The following is a 13824-nucleotide window of genomic DNA, read 5'->3' as shown; positions in this document are numbered from 1 at the left end:
TGTCCGGGTGGTGTCTGAAGCCCTCGACGCGCCGGACGTTCCCGGGCGTTCCCCTCGCCAGGACCGCCGGTCACCCGTGCCGGGGTTGGTGGCGCGGTTGCTGGCCGTGGCGGGCGCCGGGGCCGTCTGGTACGCGGGGTTCCCGCCCCGGGACCTGTGGTGGCTCGCGCCGATCGCCTTCGCGGTCCTCTTCGCCGTCGTGTCCGGGCGTACCGCCCGTGCGGGCGCCGGGTACGGCCTGGTCTTCGGGCTCGGCTTTTTCCTGCCCCTGCTCACCTGGATCGGCGAGTACGTCGACGTCGGTGTCCTCGCGTGGGTGGTGCTCGCACTCCTGCAGGCGCTGTTCGTGGGGCTCGCCGGCGCCGGGATCGCCCTGGTGTCCCGGCTACCCGCCGCGCCCCTGTGGGCCGCCGCGTTGTGGGTCGCCGGTGAGGCGTTGCGCTCCCGCATCCCCTTCGGCGGGTTCCCGTGGGGGAAGGTGGCCTTCGGGCAGCCGGAGGGGGTGTTCCTCCCCCTGGTCTCACTCGGGGGAACCGCCTTCCTCGGGTTCGCCGTCGTCCTCTGCGGTTTCGGGCTCGGGGGCCTGCTGAGGCTCGGCGCCACCCACCTCGCCGCTCGCCGGACCCGGCGGGGCGACGGCACCGTTCCGGCTCCCCGGTCGGCCGCGCCCCTCGCCCGGCGCGCCGCCCCCCTCGTGGCCCTGGCCGCGCTCCCCCCGTTGGCCGGCGGGGTGGCCGGCGCGTTCGCCGGTGCCGCTCCCGCCGACGGCACGGTGACGGCCGCCGTCATCCAGGGCAACGTCCCCCGGATGGGCCTGGACTTCGTCAGCCAACGTCGGGCGGTGCTGGACAACCACGCCGAGCGGACCCGGTTGCTCGCCGAGGACGTGGCGGCGGGACGAACGGCCCAACCCGATCTCGTCGTGTGGCCGGAGAACGCCTCCGACATCGACCCGGTGCGCAACGCCGACGCCTACCAGATCATCGAGGCGGCGGTCTCGGCGGTCGGGGCGCCGACGCTCGTCGGAACGCAGGAGGCCCCGAGCGTGGGGGACCTGCACAACACCGCCCTGCTCTGGCTCCCCGGGCAGGGGCCGGTCGACTCGTACCGGAAGCGGGAGATCCAGCCGTTCGGCGAGCGGATGCCGATGCGCTGGTTCGTGCGCCTGTTCAGCGAGGACGTCGACCGGGTCCAGCGGGAGTTCCAACCGGGGGACGAGGCCGTGTCCTTCGCGATGGGGCCGGCCTCCGTCGGCGTCGCGACCTGCTGGGAGATCGCCTTCGACGACCGGGTCACGAGCACCGTCGGGAGCGGAGCGCAGATCCTGGCCGTTCCCAGCAACAACGCCACCTTCGGGTTCACCGAGATGACCGACCAGCAACTGGCGATGTCGCGGGTACGGGCGGTGGAGCACGACCGGGCGGTGCTGCTGCCGGCCACCAGTGGTGTGAGCGCGATCATCATGCCGGATGGCCGCGTGGTCCAGCGAAGTGAGATGTTCACCTCGACGGCGCTGGTCGAGGAGGTGCCGCTACGGTCGACCACTACGCTAGCGACCCGTCTCGGTGCGATTCCGGAGTGGGCGCTGGTGGCGACCGCCCTGGCCGCACTGGGATGGGTCGCCGTCCTGGGACGTCGCGCGCGAGGCGTGCGTCCCGCCCCGGAGTCCGCCGCCGCGCCGTCGTCCGCCGCGACCGCGCGGTCCGACGCCGGGCAGTCGGACGGCTGACCGCGAAGCACACGACGTTGCCGGCCGCACTGGGACCGGCGAGGAGGAACGGATGGCCGGAGAAGCCGACACCCCCGAGGACCGCCCGAGCAGCGTCGGCGCGGTACTGGTGGTGATCCCCACCTACAACGAGCGGGAGAACCTGGGCCCGATCGTGACGAGACTGCACGCGGCGGTGCCGGCGGCGCACGTTCTCGTGGTGGACGACGGCAGCCCGGACGGCACGGGGGAGCTCGCCGACGAGCTGGCGGCCGCCGACGAGCGGATCCACGTCCTGCACCGCACCGCCAAGGCGGGGCTGGGCGCGGCCTACGTCGCGGGCTTCAGCTGGGCGTTGGAGCGCGCCTACGACGTCGTGGTCGAGATGGACGCCGACGGTTCCCACGCCCCCGAGGAGCTGCCCCGGCTGCTGGACGCGCTGGGCAACGACCAGATCGGTGCCGACCTGGTCATCGGCTCCCGGTACGTGGCGGGCGGCAGCCTGGTGAACTGGCCGTGGCACCGCGAGTGGCTCTCGCGGGGGGCCAACATCTACGCGAAGCTGGCGCTCGGCGCGAAGGTGTCGGACATGACCGGCGGCTACCGCGCCTTCCGCCGCGAGGTGCTCCAGAAGATCAAGCTGCACAACGTCGCCTCCCAGGGCTACTGCTTCCAGATCGACCTGGCGTGGCGGGCGATCGAGGCCGGTTTCCAGGTGGTGGAGGTGCCCATCACCTTCACCGACCGGGAGGTCGGCACGTCCAAGATGAGTGGTTCGATCGTGCGCGAGGCCCTCATCAGGGTCACCAAGTGGGGGCTGCGGAGGCGAGGGACGCAGCTGCGCGCCCTGGCCACCGGCAAGCGCGCCTGACGGCCCCGGCCGAGCGGAGGTGACTCCGCGCACGAGGAAAGGCCGCCCGGGAGTTTCCCGGGCGGCCGGCGACGGTGTCAGGATCGACGTCCTCGTGGGGCGGCGTGGGCCTCAGGCGGAGCGGGTGCGGCGTCCGCGCAGCTCCTCCAGCCGCTCCGAGAGCAGTTCCTCCAGCTCGGGGATGGTGCGGCGCTCCAGGAGCATGTCCCAGTGCGTCCGGGCGGGCTTGGCCTTCTTGGGTTCCGGCTCGCTGCCGTCGATCATCTTCGACTCGCTGCCGTGCAGCCGGCATTCCCAGTTCCCCGGAACCTCGGCGTCATCCGAGAAGGGCACCTCGAAGTCGTGTCCCTTGGGGCAGGCGTACCGCACCGTACGGCGCGGTGCGAGGTCGTGGTTGCGGTCGGTCTCGTAGCTGACCGCTCCGAGCCGGCTGCCACGCAGAACGCGGTCGGCCATGACGGTGTCCTTTCGCTCGGTCCGAGGCTGGCGCCCCGGTCAACGTGCTCACCGAGTGCAACGACTTTCGCGTCGCCGTCGTTCCCGGTTTGGCCTAACTGGTTGCCCACGGTGACGTGTTTCACGCATCAACGAAGACTTCCTCCATAGGGATGCAGTCGTCTGCCGTTCGTGACGCGTTATCCGCCTTGTGACTACCATGACCACTCGAATGGGTGATAGTGCCAGAGTGGCACGCTATCAAGCCAGTGTGAGTTGTCCGTGCGCCGCGGGGATGGGACCCAGATCACCGGATCGGAAGTGTCGGCGGCACAACACTTGATAACGCACAGTAGTCGTGGCCTCGTTGTTGGGACCGCCCTCCTCCTCGGAGGGGGAGCCGTCACCCGCCGTGGTGTCCGCCACGAGCACGGTGTCGCCCGCCCGCACGAGTGAACCGTTCACCACCCTGCCGTTGAACCGTCCGGGGGAACCGCACCAGCAGAGCACCTCGACCTGCACCGCCTGCAGCTCGTCGGCCACCTCGAAGAGCCGCTGGGCCCCCGGAAACAGCCTGCCGCGGAAGTCGGTCGCGATGCCGAAGCAGTAGACGTCCAGGTGCGCCAGGTCGGCCAGCTCCGCGAGTTGCTCGACCTGGCCCTCGTTCAGGAACTGCGCCTCGTCGACGATCAGGTAGTCGACCCGGCGGCCCGCCGCCCACTGCGCGCGCACCAGACCCCGGACGTCGGTCGTCTCGTCCAACTCGATGGCCTGCCTGGCCAGCCCGATCCTCGTCGAGATGCGCGGGCTGCCGGACCGGTCGAAACGCACCAGCAGCAGACCGACCCGCCCCTGCCTCGCGTGGTTGTGGTCGATCTGGAGTGCCAGCGTCGACTTCCCGCAGTCCATCGGACCGTAGAAGAAGCGGAGGCGGCCGGGGACCGTCGCGGCCCGGCGGCCGGACTCGGCCGGGACGGCGGACAGCGCGTCGGTCGGATCGGCGGCGTCGGCAGGGGTAGTCACGGGCGTCGACCCTATCGGCCGCCCGTGTGGACGGGTCAGGCCGCGCGGTCGTGCGCTCCGGTGTGCCGACACCCTGTTCCGAGCGTGCTCGACTACGGTCGGCACCGTGGAAGGACCGCCCGAGACCACCCGCGTCGTCGCCCGGCGCGGCGAACCCAGGCACTGCGGCTGGTGCGGACGGTCCCTGGAACCAGCCGGCCGAACCGGCCGACCCCGGCGCTACTGCGGCCAGGCCTGCCGGCAACGCGCCTACGAACGGCGGTCGGCGGTCCAGCGAGGCAGGCTCCCCGAGGACTCCGTGGTGCTTTCGGCTGAGGAGGTGGCCGACCTCCAGGACAGGATATTCCAGCTCAGATGCGCCGCTGAGGACGTCGCCACCGGCGTGGAGGACGGCGCGGACCTCGGCGAACTCCGAACGCTGGCCACCGAACTGGTCGTCACCGCCCGGCGGCTCGAGCGGCTCCGCTGAGCGACACATGCCAGCGACCGCTTGCCGAGCGCGCCCCTCCGCCGCGACCATTGCTCCAGTAGGGCGGTTTACAAGGAGGGAAGGGTGACAGGAGACGACTCCGTTCAACACACTGTGTTGCACCATACGGACGTCGGATTTGCCATCACCGACTCACGTGGCCGGCTGCGCTGGGTCAACCCGGCGATGGCCGAGCTGCTGGGCATCGACGAGGCCCACGCGCGGGGCCGGTCCCTGCCCGCCCTCCTGCCCGCGGCCTGGGAGGGGGCGGAGGGCACGTCCACCGTCCAGCGGCTCACCACCACCAACAGGGGAGTCCGCTGGTTGGAGATCAACTGGCACCCGCTGCCGCCCAGCGACGCGCACCTGTGCCGCGTCGTCGACCTGACCGGCTCGCGACAGGAGGAGCTCGAGGTCGGCTCCGAGACCACCCGCCGGTCCCCGGAACGCAGCCGGATGGGCAACTGGGAGTGGGTCATCGCCGAGGACCGGGTGGTGTGGTCGGAGGGCATGCGGGAGATGTCCGGCTACCCGGCCGACGCCGAGATCGACTACGACGCCTTCATGCGCATGATCCACCCCGACGACGTCGCGCTGGTGACCAGGGTGCTCACCCGCTCGCTGGGCACCGGGGAGCCCTTCACCTACATCCACCGCGCTCGGGGCGCGGACGCGACGGATGTCCGGGTCTTCGAGTGCTTCGGGGAGGTGATCACCGACGATGACGGGAAGCCGGTGCGGCTCGTCGGCAGCGCCCACGACATCACCCAGGCGCACGAGGTGCACCACGAACTGCGCAGGATGGCCGAGGAGGACCCGCTCACCGGACTGCCGAACCGCCGGGCCCTGACGGCGAGGCTGGAGCGGGAGATCGCCTCCGGTGCCCGGGGAGCGCTGGTCGTCATCGACCTCGACAACTTCAAGGACGTCAACGACCTCCGGGGCCACATGGTCGGTGACCGGGTGATGTGCGCCCTGGCGACCGCCCTGCGCAACCGCCTGCCGGAGAACCACTACCTCGGGCGGCTCGGTGGTGACGAGTTCGCCGTCGTGATGCCCGGGGTGGACCAGGCGCTGGCCAAACGGACGGCCCAGCAGCTGGCCGCGGCCGTGGCCACGATCCCGGTCGCCGTCGCCGGGGTCACCATCAGGGTCACGGTGAGCACGGGCGTCGCCCCGTTCGACTCCGGACCCACCTGGGAGGCCGTGCTGGCCAACGCCGACCTGGCCCTCTACGCCTCGAAGGGCGCCGGCCGGAACCGTGTCACGGTCTACGACCCGGGGCACTACGCCGACACCGCGAAGCGGGTGGCCGTGCTGGAACGGCTGCGCACCGCCCTGACCGACGGTCACCTGGCGCTGCACGGGATGCCGATGGTCGACCTCCGCACCGGCCGAACCCTCGGCTACGAGCTGCTGCTCCGCCTGGAGGACGATCTCCTGCCCCGGCTGGGCCCCGGCGACTTCCTGCCCGACGCGGAACGGACCGATCTCATCCTGAACATCGACCGCTGGGTGCTCGGACAGGCCGTCGACACGCTCGCGGCGCACCCGGACCCCGGGCTGCGGCTGGACGTCAACGTCTCGGGGCGCACCCTCGACGACGAGGAGTTCGGCGACTTCGTCCTCGACCGGATCCGGAGCAGTGACGTCCCGCCCGGCCGACTCGGCCTGGAGATCACCGAGACCGCGGCGCTCACCAACCTCGACGCCGCACGACACCTCGCCACCCGGCTGCGGGAGGCCGGCTGTCGCATCACGCTGGACGACTTCGGGTCCGGATTCGGCTCCTTCGTCCACCTCAAGCACCTGCCGATCACGGGACTGAAGATCGACGGTGAGTTCGTCCGTGGTATCGATCGGAGTACCACCGACTCCGTTCTAGTGACAGGGATCATGGAGATCGCCAACGGCCTCGGGCTGACCACCGTCGCGGAGTGGGTCGAACGCCCCTCCCAGGTCAACGCACTCACCAGGCTGGGTGTCGAGGTGGCTCAGGGCTTCCACCTCGGGAAGCCGAAACCACTGTCCGCGATCGTGTTACGGCCGAACGGAGTATTGCCGCGTTAGGGGTGGCGCATCAGGATCAACTGACCGCACCGACGACCCGCGGAACCTGCCATCCGCGTGCTCTGCCCCACGGGAGAACCACCGAAGTGAACACCGCAGTGCCCGTCCGGGGCATCCGCCGGTTCGAACTGCTCACCGCCTCCCCGGAGGCGTCCGTCGAGTTCCACGCCGCGCTCCACGACTGGGTGCTGCTCTCCCGGGACGGCGGAGTCCAGAGCTGCTGGGTGGGCGACCGGCTGGCCGCCACCATCCGCTTCCCCGAACACGGCGAATCCCTGGGCTGGCGGGTGATCTTCGGGACCGGTCCGCAGGCCGAGGAGCCCTCGGCCTCCCAGCACCCCTCCGCCGTCGTCGAACCAGGCCGGGTGGCGCACGGGCCGTGGGCGCCGGCTCCCCGCTCCGGTGAGCCCTGCTGGGCCGAACTCGCCGCGGCGAGCGCCGACGAGCGCTGGACGTCGGCGGTCGGCTGGGAAATGGCCGAGGGGGCCTACACGCTCGAGGGCAGGGCGGTGTCCGGTCGCCGTCCGGTACCGGAGACCTCCCCGGAGGCGGGGGAGTGGACCTGCTGCCTGGCCACCGACGACCTCAGCAGGACGCTCGACCGCGTCCGGGACCTGGGCGGGACCGTGCTGGGGGAGGACCCCACCAACCCGCTGGGGCGCGCGGTGACCGTCGCCGACCCCGACGGCGCCCGCTACGCCCTGGTGGAACAACCGGGCGGCTGGGGTGGCGCGCTCGCCACGTGACGGCCCGGGGAACGCGGGCCGCACCACGGCCCGCGACGGCGGCGGGCCGCGCCCACCCGTCCTCCGCTCCCGGCGGTCGCCGCGAACCCGAGGACGGGGGAGCTCCGGGTTCGCGTGCCGACCGGGCCGGGTGCTCGGTTCCGGAGCGGGTGCGCGGTGCCCTCACCCCGCGCACCAGGGCCGCCGGCACCGCCAAGCACCCGCGTCCCCCGATCGGACGGGGGGACGCCGACGCGGCGTGCCAGGGAGTGGTCCGGGCCGGCCCGTGCCCGCCGAGCTCACTCCGCGTCGGGTCGCCCCGCCAGCTCGGACGCCCGTCCCGACGGGGAGCAGCCGGAGCCGTCCGCCTCCGACCGCTCGGTGGCCTCGGCCACCGCGGCCAGCGCCCGGTAGGTGCGGTTGCTGGCCGCGGCCGCGCGCTGCTCCCTTCCCGTGGCCTCGATGTAGTTCTGGCTGGTCGCCAGGCTGGCGTGCCCCAGCAACGCCATGATCTCGGAGGCATTGGCGCCGTCCTCGGCGAGCCTCGTGGCGAAGGTGTGGCGAAGCGCGTGCAGGCTCGCGCCGGAGGGCACCCTGTCGTGCAGGCCCGCCCACCGGAAGCAGGACTTCACCAGGTACTCGAGGGCGCCCCGACCGATCGGCTCCCCGCGCTGGTCCACCAGCAGCGCCGCCGAACGGCGCTGCCGGCGGTGCGGGAACCGCGTCCGGCAGGACGCCAGGTAGCGTTCGATCACCCGCTCCAGCGGCCCTTCGATGGGGATCGACCGTTCGCGGCTCCCCTTGCCCCGGACGTGCAGCCGTCGTTCCCCGGGACGCCCCACCACCGAGTCCAGGGTGAGCTCCCGCATCTCCCCGGCGCGCAGCCCGGTGACCAGGCCGAGGGACAGCACCAGGACGTCCCGCTCCGGCCACGGCCGGCGCGCCCGGCGCGCGCCGGCCGCCACCGCGCGCAACAACTGCTCCGGGGTCCCCTCACCGCGCAGCGGCTTGGGGGACAGCGGCGGGGTGCGCGGCCGGTCGATGGCCGCCATCGGATTGCCCGGGAGGATGCCCTCCGCCACGCAGAAGGTGAGGAACTGGTTCCAGGTGGACCACGCCCGCAGCACCGAACTCTTGGCGTGGGTGTCGGCGAAGCGGCCGAAGGCGGCGCGCAGCGCCTCCGCGTTGGCCCCCTCGATCCCGAGGTCCGCCACGGCGACCGCGTGCTCCTCGGCGAGCAGGCGGGTGATGCCAGCGAGGTCCCGCCGGTAGGCGGCCGTGGTGTGCGGTGAGTCCTTCCGGGGCCGCCTGGCCGTGAAGAACGCCTCCTGTGCCCGTAGCAACCGCATACCGATCTTGATACACCGCCGGCGATGAGCTCGCCGATGACCGGGGGGCGCGATGGTGACCAGGCGGGATGGGGCGGCCGGCCCCACCCCGCGACGGGACGGTCGCCCGTCAGCCCCTGCCCAGCCGGTCCGAGAGGACCATCAGGACGACCCCGAGCACGGAGACGGTCAGGTTCGCGTACACCTCCACGCCCGAGAAGGCCTCGAACCGTTCGAACACCTCGCGGTTGAGCCCGTTCAGCAGGAAACCCAGGATCGGCTGCGCCGCGAGGTGGTCGATCGTGCCGCTGATCCCCATGAGCGTCAGGAGGAACCCAGCCGCTCCCATCAACTTCGCCATGCCGGCACGCTAGCCACGGCGCGGCCCCGGGCGCCTCGGTCCGAGGGAGCGACCCTCCGGACGGAGGTGTCGACAGGGAGCCCCCACCTCCGTCGAAGGTCCCGCCCAGCACCGACTTCGGTATCGCGAACCCGGCCGAGGCGCCTCGGCCGTCGCCGGGGCTCCTAGGCTCACACCCCATGACCGCGGTGAGACGCTGGCGCCGAGGGCGTCGGGACTGGCTGGTCGATCTCGGGCTCTTCCTGGCCGCGGCCACCTACGGGCTCTGGACGGCGGCCCTCTACCGGCAGGACCCCACGATGCCGGGCTGGCTGTCCGCGACCGACCAGCTCCTGGGGGTGGCGGGGTGCGCGGTCCTGTGGTGGCGTCGATCCTGGCCAACGCCCATCGCGGTGGGCTTGGTCGTCACCGCCACCGTCGCGGAGACCGCGGCCGGTGCGATGGTCGCGGCGCTCTTCTCGCTGGCCGTCCGTCGCCCACCCCGGGTGGCCGTCGCCGTCCTCCTGCTCAGCCTCCTCTCGGCAGCCGTGTCGGTGGGGTGGCGCCCCGAACCGCCCGAGGGACGCCCGCTCGTCCTCCTGCTGGGGGTCGCGGTGCACTCCGCCGCCACCGCCTGGGGTATCACGGTGCGACAGCGCCGGTCGCTGTTCCAGTCGTTGCGCACCCGCGCCGAGCAGGCCGAGGCCGAGGCCGAGCTGCTCGCGGAGCGGGCCCGCCGGTCGAGCCGGGACGAGATCGCCAGGGAGATCCACGACGTGCTGGGGCACCGGTTGTCGCTGCTGAGCCTCCACGCCGGCGCCCTGGAGTACCGGGCGGACGCGACCCCGGAGGAGACGCGGCAGGCGGTGGGGGTCATCAGGAGCAGCGCCCACCAGGCCCTCCAGGACCTGCGGGAGGTGATCGGCGTGCTGCGCGCCCCGGAACCGGACCGCCCCCAACCCTCCTTCACCGACCTGCCCGCGCTGGTGGCGGAATCGAGCGCCGGCGGGGTCGACATCCGGTACCACGGCGAGGTGGTCGGCGCGGTGCCCGGCTCACTGGGCAGGACCGCGTACCGCATCGTGCGGGAGGCGGTGACCAACGCCCGCAAACACGCCCCGGGAGCCAGCGTCGTGGTGCGGGCCAGCGGCCGCGCGGAGGACGGGCTCACCCTCGACGTCGTCGATTCCGGGGGAGTGGCCCACTCGGCGGTGCCCGGGTCGGGCCAGGGCCTGCTGGGACTCCGCGAACGGGTCCGCCTCGCGGGCGGCGACCTTGAGCACGGCCCCCGGCCCGAGGGCGGGTGGCGACTGCGGGCCTGGCTACCGTGGCCGACATGACCGGTGTCCGGGTCCTGCTCGTCGACGATGACCCCCTCGTCCTGGCCGCGCTGACGATGATGTTGAAGGGCGCGGAGGGCATCGCCGTCGTCGGCCAGGCCGCCAACGGCCAGGAGGCGCTGCGGGCGGTGACGACCACCCCGGTCGACGTCGTGCTGATGGACATCCGGATGCCGGCGATGGACGGGCTGAGCGCCACCGAGGCGATCCGGGCACGCCCCTCGCCGCCGGAGATCATCGTGTTGACCACCTTCGACGCCGACCGGCACGTGCACCGGGCACTGTCAGCCGGCGCGGTCGGTTTCCTGCTCAAGGACACCCCGCCGGACCACCTCGTCGACGCGATCCGTCGCGCCGCCTCCGGCGACCCGGTGCTCTCCCCGTCGGTGCTGCGGGGGCTCATCCGGCGCTCCGTCGGCCCCGAGAACGGTGCGCGGTCCCGCCGTGCGGAGGAGGCGCGCGGGAGACTCGCCCCGTTGGCCGAGCGGGAACGCCAGGTGGCGCTGGAGGTCGGGCGGGGTCTGTCCAACGCCGACATCGCCCGCGCCCTCCACCTCAGCGTTCCCACCGTCAAGACCCACGTGTCAGCCGCGCTCGCCCGCCTCGGTCTGACCAACCGCGTCCAGCTGGCACTGCTGGTGCGGGAGGCGGAGCTGGACCAGCCCGACCCCGACCCCGGCTGACCAGCCTCGACGCGACCCCGTCGGGCCGGCGACCCGCGCCCGGGAACGGGAACGGGATCCGCTCCCACCTACCCGGCTCGGCCCGGCCAGAACCGCCCCGAGGGCCGCACCCCGGTCGGGACACCCGGCCACCGGGGGAGCGAGCGCCGCCCGCCGCGCATGCGCCACGGCCCCGGGAAGGCGATGATGCGGACACGGCCGGCCGGGAGGGGAAGCGGATGACCGAGGTACCGGAGGTCCTGCGGGATGCCCTCACCAACCAGGGCACGGCGTTCTCCCGGGCGGACCGGGAACGGCTCGGTCTCGTCGGCTGGCTGCCCGACGCGGTGCTCACCCTCGACCAGCAGGCGCGACGCGCCTACGAGCAGTGCCGAGCCCAGCCGGACGACCTCGCGGCGAACCTGTACCTCGAACAGCTGCGCGACCGGAACGAGGTGCTCTACCACCGGCTGCTCACCGAGCACCTCACCGAGCTGCTGCCCATCGTCTACGACCCCACCGTCGGCCAGGCGGTCCGCCACTACAGCCACGAGTACCGGTCCCCCCGTGGCGTCTACCTGTCGATCGACCACCCCGAGGACATCGGTCCAGCCCTCGACACGCGGGGGTTGGGACCCGAGGACGTCGACCTGCTGGTGGTCACCGACTCGGAGGAGATCCTGGGCATCGGCGACTGGGGCGTGCACGGCGTGCGGCTGGCCGTCGGGAAGCTCTCGGTGTACACGGCGGCGGCCGGCGTGCACCCCGCGCGGTGCCTGCCGGTGGTGCTGGACGTCGGCACCAACAACCAGGCCCTCCTCAACGACCCCCTCTACCTGGGGGCCAGGCACAGCAGGGTGACCGGCGAACGTTACGACGACTTCGTGGCTGCCTTCCTCGACGCGGTCGCCGACAGGTACCCGCATGCGTTGGTGCACCTGGAGGACTTCGGACCGGGCAACGCCCGGCGGCTGTTGGAGGCGTACGGGGACACCCGCCGCGTGTTCAACGACGACCTCCAGGGCACGGGGGCGATCACCCTGGCGGCGGTGATGAGCGCGCTCCGCGTCACCGGCACCCCCTTCCGCGACCAGCGGGTGGTGGTGTTCGGCGCCGGGACCGCCGGGGTCGGCATCGCCGACCAGCTGCGCGACGCCATGATCCGCGACGGGCTGAGCCGGGAGCAGGCGACCTGCCGGGTGTGGCTGGTGGACCGCCAGGGGCTGCTCGTGTCCGACATGCGGGAGCTGCGCGACTACCAACGGGACTACGCCCGGCCGCCCGATGAGGTGGCCGGCTGGGGCAACGGCGCGATCGACCTGTTCTCCACCGTGCGGCACGTGCACCCCACGATCCTCGTGGGCACGTCCACGGCGGCGGGGGCCTTCGACGAACGGGTCGTCGCCGCGATGGCCCAGCACACCGAGCGCCCCGTTATCCTCCCGCTGTCCAACCCGACCGAGCGCGCGGAGGCGAAGCCCTCGGACCTGCTGTCCTGGACCGGTGGACGAGCCCTGACCGCGACGGGCGTTCCCGTCGACCCGGTCGACCTCCGGGGCACCCGGTACGTGATAGCCCAGGCCAACAACGCCCTGCTCTACCCGGGCCTCGGGCTCGGCGTCATCGTCGCCCGCGCCGAACGCGTGACCTCGGGCATGCTGCTCGCGGCGGCGGAGGCGGTGGCGGGGCAGGTCGAGGAGGTGGGACCAGGAACGCCACTGCTGCCCCCGGTCCGCGACCTCCGCGCGTCCTCGGCCACCGTCGCCGCGGCCGTCGTCCGCCAGGCCGCGCGGGACGGCGTCGCCGGGCGGGAACCGGACGACGTCGTCCAGGCCGTCCAGGACGCGATGTGGTGGCCGGAGTACCCCGGGCCGGACGCCGGCCGGGCGTGAGCTCGGGCCGGACGCCGGCGCCACTCGCGCCTTCCGCGAGCCCGGTCAGCCCGAGGGCCACACCCCGGAGGTCCCCCGCCGGTGACAGCCCACGAGGTGGGTGTCGATCATGCCGACCGCCTCCATCAGCGCGTGCGTCGTGGTGGGCCCGACGAAGGCGAAACCGAGCCGTCGCAGCGCCGTCGACAGGGCGGTGGACTCCGGGCTGGTGGTCGGCACCTCCGCCGTGGAACGCGGTTCCGGTGTCCGCTCCGGTTGGAACGACCAGAGGAACGAGTCCAGTCCGCCCTCCGCCCGCAGGTTGAGGACGGCGACGGCGTTCGTCCGAGCCGCCTCGATCTTCCGGCGGTTGCGGACGATCGCCGCGTTGGTCATCAGGCGTTCCACGTCCTCGTCGGTGAAGGCGGCGACCTTCTCCGGGACGAAGTCGCAGAACGCCTGCCGGAAGGCGGCGCGCTTGTTCAGGATCGTCAACCAGGACAGCCCGGCCTGGAATCCCTCGAGGGTGATCCGTTCGTACAGCTCCTGCTCCCCGCGTACCGGCAACCCCCACTCGGTGTCGTGGTAGTGCCTGTTCACCGGGTGTGAGGCCGCCCAGACGCAGCGCCGCAGCCCGTCCTCACCGAGTGCGGCCTCCTGCCCGGCCCTGGTGGGGTCCGGTGGGGTGGGTGTGTCCGGCATCGGTGTCGTGCTCCCTCTCGTCTCGTGGGTTCTGGTCGTGCGCCCGCTGCCAGGGCAGCCCCGTCACGCGGGGCGTTGTCGAGGCGCCCACCTCGCGGGCCGCTGTCGGGGTCGGCGGCGCCGGGGAGGGTTCGCGGCACCGCGGGGTGGGGGGAGGCGGACGGCCCACCCAGGACCAGGAGGCCACCGGACCCACACGGTGTCGACGTGCGGTCCGCTCCGCCGGGAGACGACCGGGTCGAGGACGCGCTCGTCCCCCCGGTGCGTGCCCATCCGCGCG

General features: G+C 72.8%; 13 protein-coding genes. 8 read left to right on the top strand and 5 right to left on the bottom strand.

The window, feature by feature from the left end; genetic code table 11:
• The first annotated feature begins 7 nt into the window (after window positions 1-7).
• Together lnt and ACOJVX_RS15075 are read left to right on the top strand one after the other, a co-directional pair.
• Window positions 8-1729, top strand: coding sequence for an apolipoprotein N-acyltransferase (gene lnt, locus ACOJVX_RS15080; RefSeq protein WP_422646868.1), 1722 nt, complete (start codon window positions 8-10; stop codon window positions 1727-1729).
• A 52-nt stretch (window positions 1730-1781) separates the two neighbouring features.
• On the top strand, window positions 1782-2579 hold the full coding sequence (locus ACOJVX_RS15075) for a polyprenol monophosphomannose synthase (RefSeq protein ID WP_026419779.1): 798 nt from the start codon (window positions 1782-1784) through the stop codon (window positions 2577-2579).
• Window positions 2580-2690: 111 nt separating this feature from the next.
• Here ACOJVX_RS15075 and ACOJVX_RS15070 read toward each other — a convergent pair whose 3' ends face one another.
• Entirely contained in the window at window positions 2691-3035 is a 345-nt protein-coding gene (locus tag ACOJVX_RS15070) for an RNA polymerase-binding protein RbpA (RefSeq protein WP_016700176.1), read from the bottom strand.
• A gap of 240 nt (window positions 3036-3275) precedes the next feature.
• Entirely contained in the window at window positions 3276-4037 is a 762-nt protein-coding gene (locus ACOJVX_RS15065; protein WP_026419778.1) for a thymidine kinase, read from the bottom strand.
• Window positions 4038-4143: 106 nt separating this feature from the next.
• Between ACOJVX_RS15065 and ACOJVX_RS15060 the strand changes: the two genes are divergently transcribed.
• From ACOJVX_RS15060 to ACOJVX_RS15050, 3 genes are all read left to right on the top strand, one after another.
• Window positions 4144-4506, top strand: coding sequence for a hypothetical protein (locus ACOJVX_RS15060; RefSeq protein ID WP_026419777.1), 363 nt, complete (start codon window positions 4144-4146; stop codon window positions 4504-4506).
• Between the two features lie 84 nt (window positions 4507-4590).
• Entirely contained in the window at window positions 4591-6576 is a 1986-nt protein-coding gene (locus ACOJVX_RS15055; RefSeq protein ID WP_422646867.1) for a putative bifunctional diguanylate cyclase/phosphodiesterase, read from the top strand.
• An 86-nt stretch (window positions 6577-6662) separates the two neighbouring features.
• Window positions 6663-7322 carry a VOC family protein gene (locus ACOJVX_RS15050; RefSeq protein WP_422646866.1) on the top strand — a complete coding sequence of 220 codons (660 nt, stop codon included), beginning with the start codon at window positions 6663-6665 and terminating at the stop codon, window positions 7320-7322.
• A gap of 278 nt (window positions 7323-7600) precedes the next feature.
• On the opposite strand, the gene ACOJVX_RS15045 is transcribed toward ACOJVX_RS15050, so the two are convergent.
• Together ACOJVX_RS15045 and ACOJVX_RS15040 are read right to left on the bottom strand one after the other, a co-directional pair.
• The gene (locus ACOJVX_RS15045; protein WP_418155834.1) at window positions 7601-8650 is read right to left on the bottom strand and encodes a tyrosine-type recombinase/integrase; all 1050 of its coding nucleotides are present in this window, start codon (window positions 8648-8650) and stop codon (window positions 7601-7603) included.
• 109 nt (window positions 8651-8759) lie between these two features.
• Entirely contained in the window at window positions 8760-8990 is a 231-nt protein-coding gene (locus tag ACOJVX_RS15040) for a hypothetical protein (RefSeq protein ID WP_026419774.1), read from the bottom strand.
• Window positions 8991-9169: 179 nt separating this feature from the next.
• On the opposite strand from ACOJVX_RS15040, the gene ACOJVX_RS15035 reads away from it, so the two are divergent.
• The 3 genes from ACOJVX_RS15035 to ACOJVX_RS15025 all read left to right on the top strand — a co-directional run bounded on the left by ACOJVX_RS15035 (window position 9170) and on the right by ACOJVX_RS15025 (window position 12863).
• Window positions 9170-10309: a sensor histidine kinase gene (locus tag ACOJVX_RS15035; protein WP_026419773.1), complete on the top strand. Its 1140-nt coding sequence runs from the start codon at window positions 9170-9172 to the stop codon at window positions 10307-10309.
• Entirely contained in the window at window positions 10306-10992 is a 687-nt protein-coding gene (locus ACOJVX_RS15030) for a response regulator transcription factor (RefSeq protein ID WP_035292773.1), read from the top strand. Before ACOJVX_RS15035 ends, ACOJVX_RS15030 begins: the two co-directional genes overlap by 4 nt.
• A 218-nt stretch (window positions 10993-11210) precedes the next feature.
• A complete protein-coding gene (locus ACOJVX_RS15025; RefSeq protein ID WP_026419771.1) occupies window positions 11211-12863 on the top strand; it encodes an NAD-dependent malic enzyme in 1653 nt (550 codons plus the stop codon).
• A 45-nt stretch (window positions 12864-12908) separates the two neighbouring features.
• Here ACOJVX_RS15025 and ACOJVX_RS15020 read toward each other — a convergent pair whose 3' ends face one another.
• Window positions 12909-13544, bottom strand: a complete 636-nt coding sequence (locus tag ACOJVX_RS15020; RefSeq protein WP_026419770.1) for a DNA-3-methyladenine glycosylase I — start codon at window positions 13542-13544, stop codon at window positions 12909-12911.
• Between the last annotated feature and the right edge of the window lie 280 nt (window positions 13545-13824).

This window comes from Actinoalloteichus caeruleus (assembly GCF_049311605.1).
In the GTDB taxonomy this organism is placed as follows: Bacteria; Actinomycetota; Actinomycetes; order Mycobacteriales; family Pseudonocardiaceae; genus Actinoalloteichus_B; species Actinoalloteichus_B caeruleus.
Note: the sequence above shows the minus strand (reverse complement) of the source record. Positions and strands in the feature narration are given on the sequence as shown.

What these genes read in the sequence shown, in the direction of transcription:
- ACOJVX_RS15075 (WP_026419779.1), top strand. Translation starts at nt 1,782, where the DNA reads ATGGCCGGAGAAGCCGACACCCCCGAGGACCGCCCGAGCAGCGTCGGC.
- ACOJVX_RS15070 (WP_016700176.1), bottom strand. Translation starts at nt 3,035, where the DNA reads ATGGCCGACCGCGTTCTGCGTGGCAGCCGGCTCGGAGCGGTCAGCTAC.
- ACOJVX_RS15045 (WP_418155834.1), bottom strand. Translation starts at nt 8,650, where the DNA reads ATGCGGTTGCTACGGGCACAGGAGGCGTTCTTCACGGCCAGGCGGCCC.
- ACOJVX_RS15040 (WP_026419774.1), bottom strand. Translation starts at nt 8,990, where the DNA reads ATGGCGAAGTTGATGGGAGCGGCTGGGTTCCTCCTGACGCTCATGGGG.
- ACOJVX_RS15035 (WP_026419773.1), top strand. Translation starts at nt 9,170, where the DNA reads ATGACCGCGGTGAGACGCTGGCGCCGAGGGCGTCGGGACTGGCTGGTC.
- ACOJVX_RS15030 (WP_035292773.1), top strand. Translation starts at nt 10,306, where the DNA reads ATGACCGGTGTCCGGGTCCTGCTCGTCGACGATGACCCCCTCGTCCTG.
- ACOJVX_RS15025 (WP_026419771.1), top strand. Translation starts at nt 11,211, where the DNA reads ATGACCGAGGTACCGGAGGTCCTGCGGGATGCCCTCACCAACCAGGGC.
- ACOJVX_RS15020 (WP_026419770.1), bottom strand. Translation starts at nt 13,544, where the DNA reads ATGCCGGACACACCCACCCCACCGGACCCCACCAGGGCCGGGCAGGAG.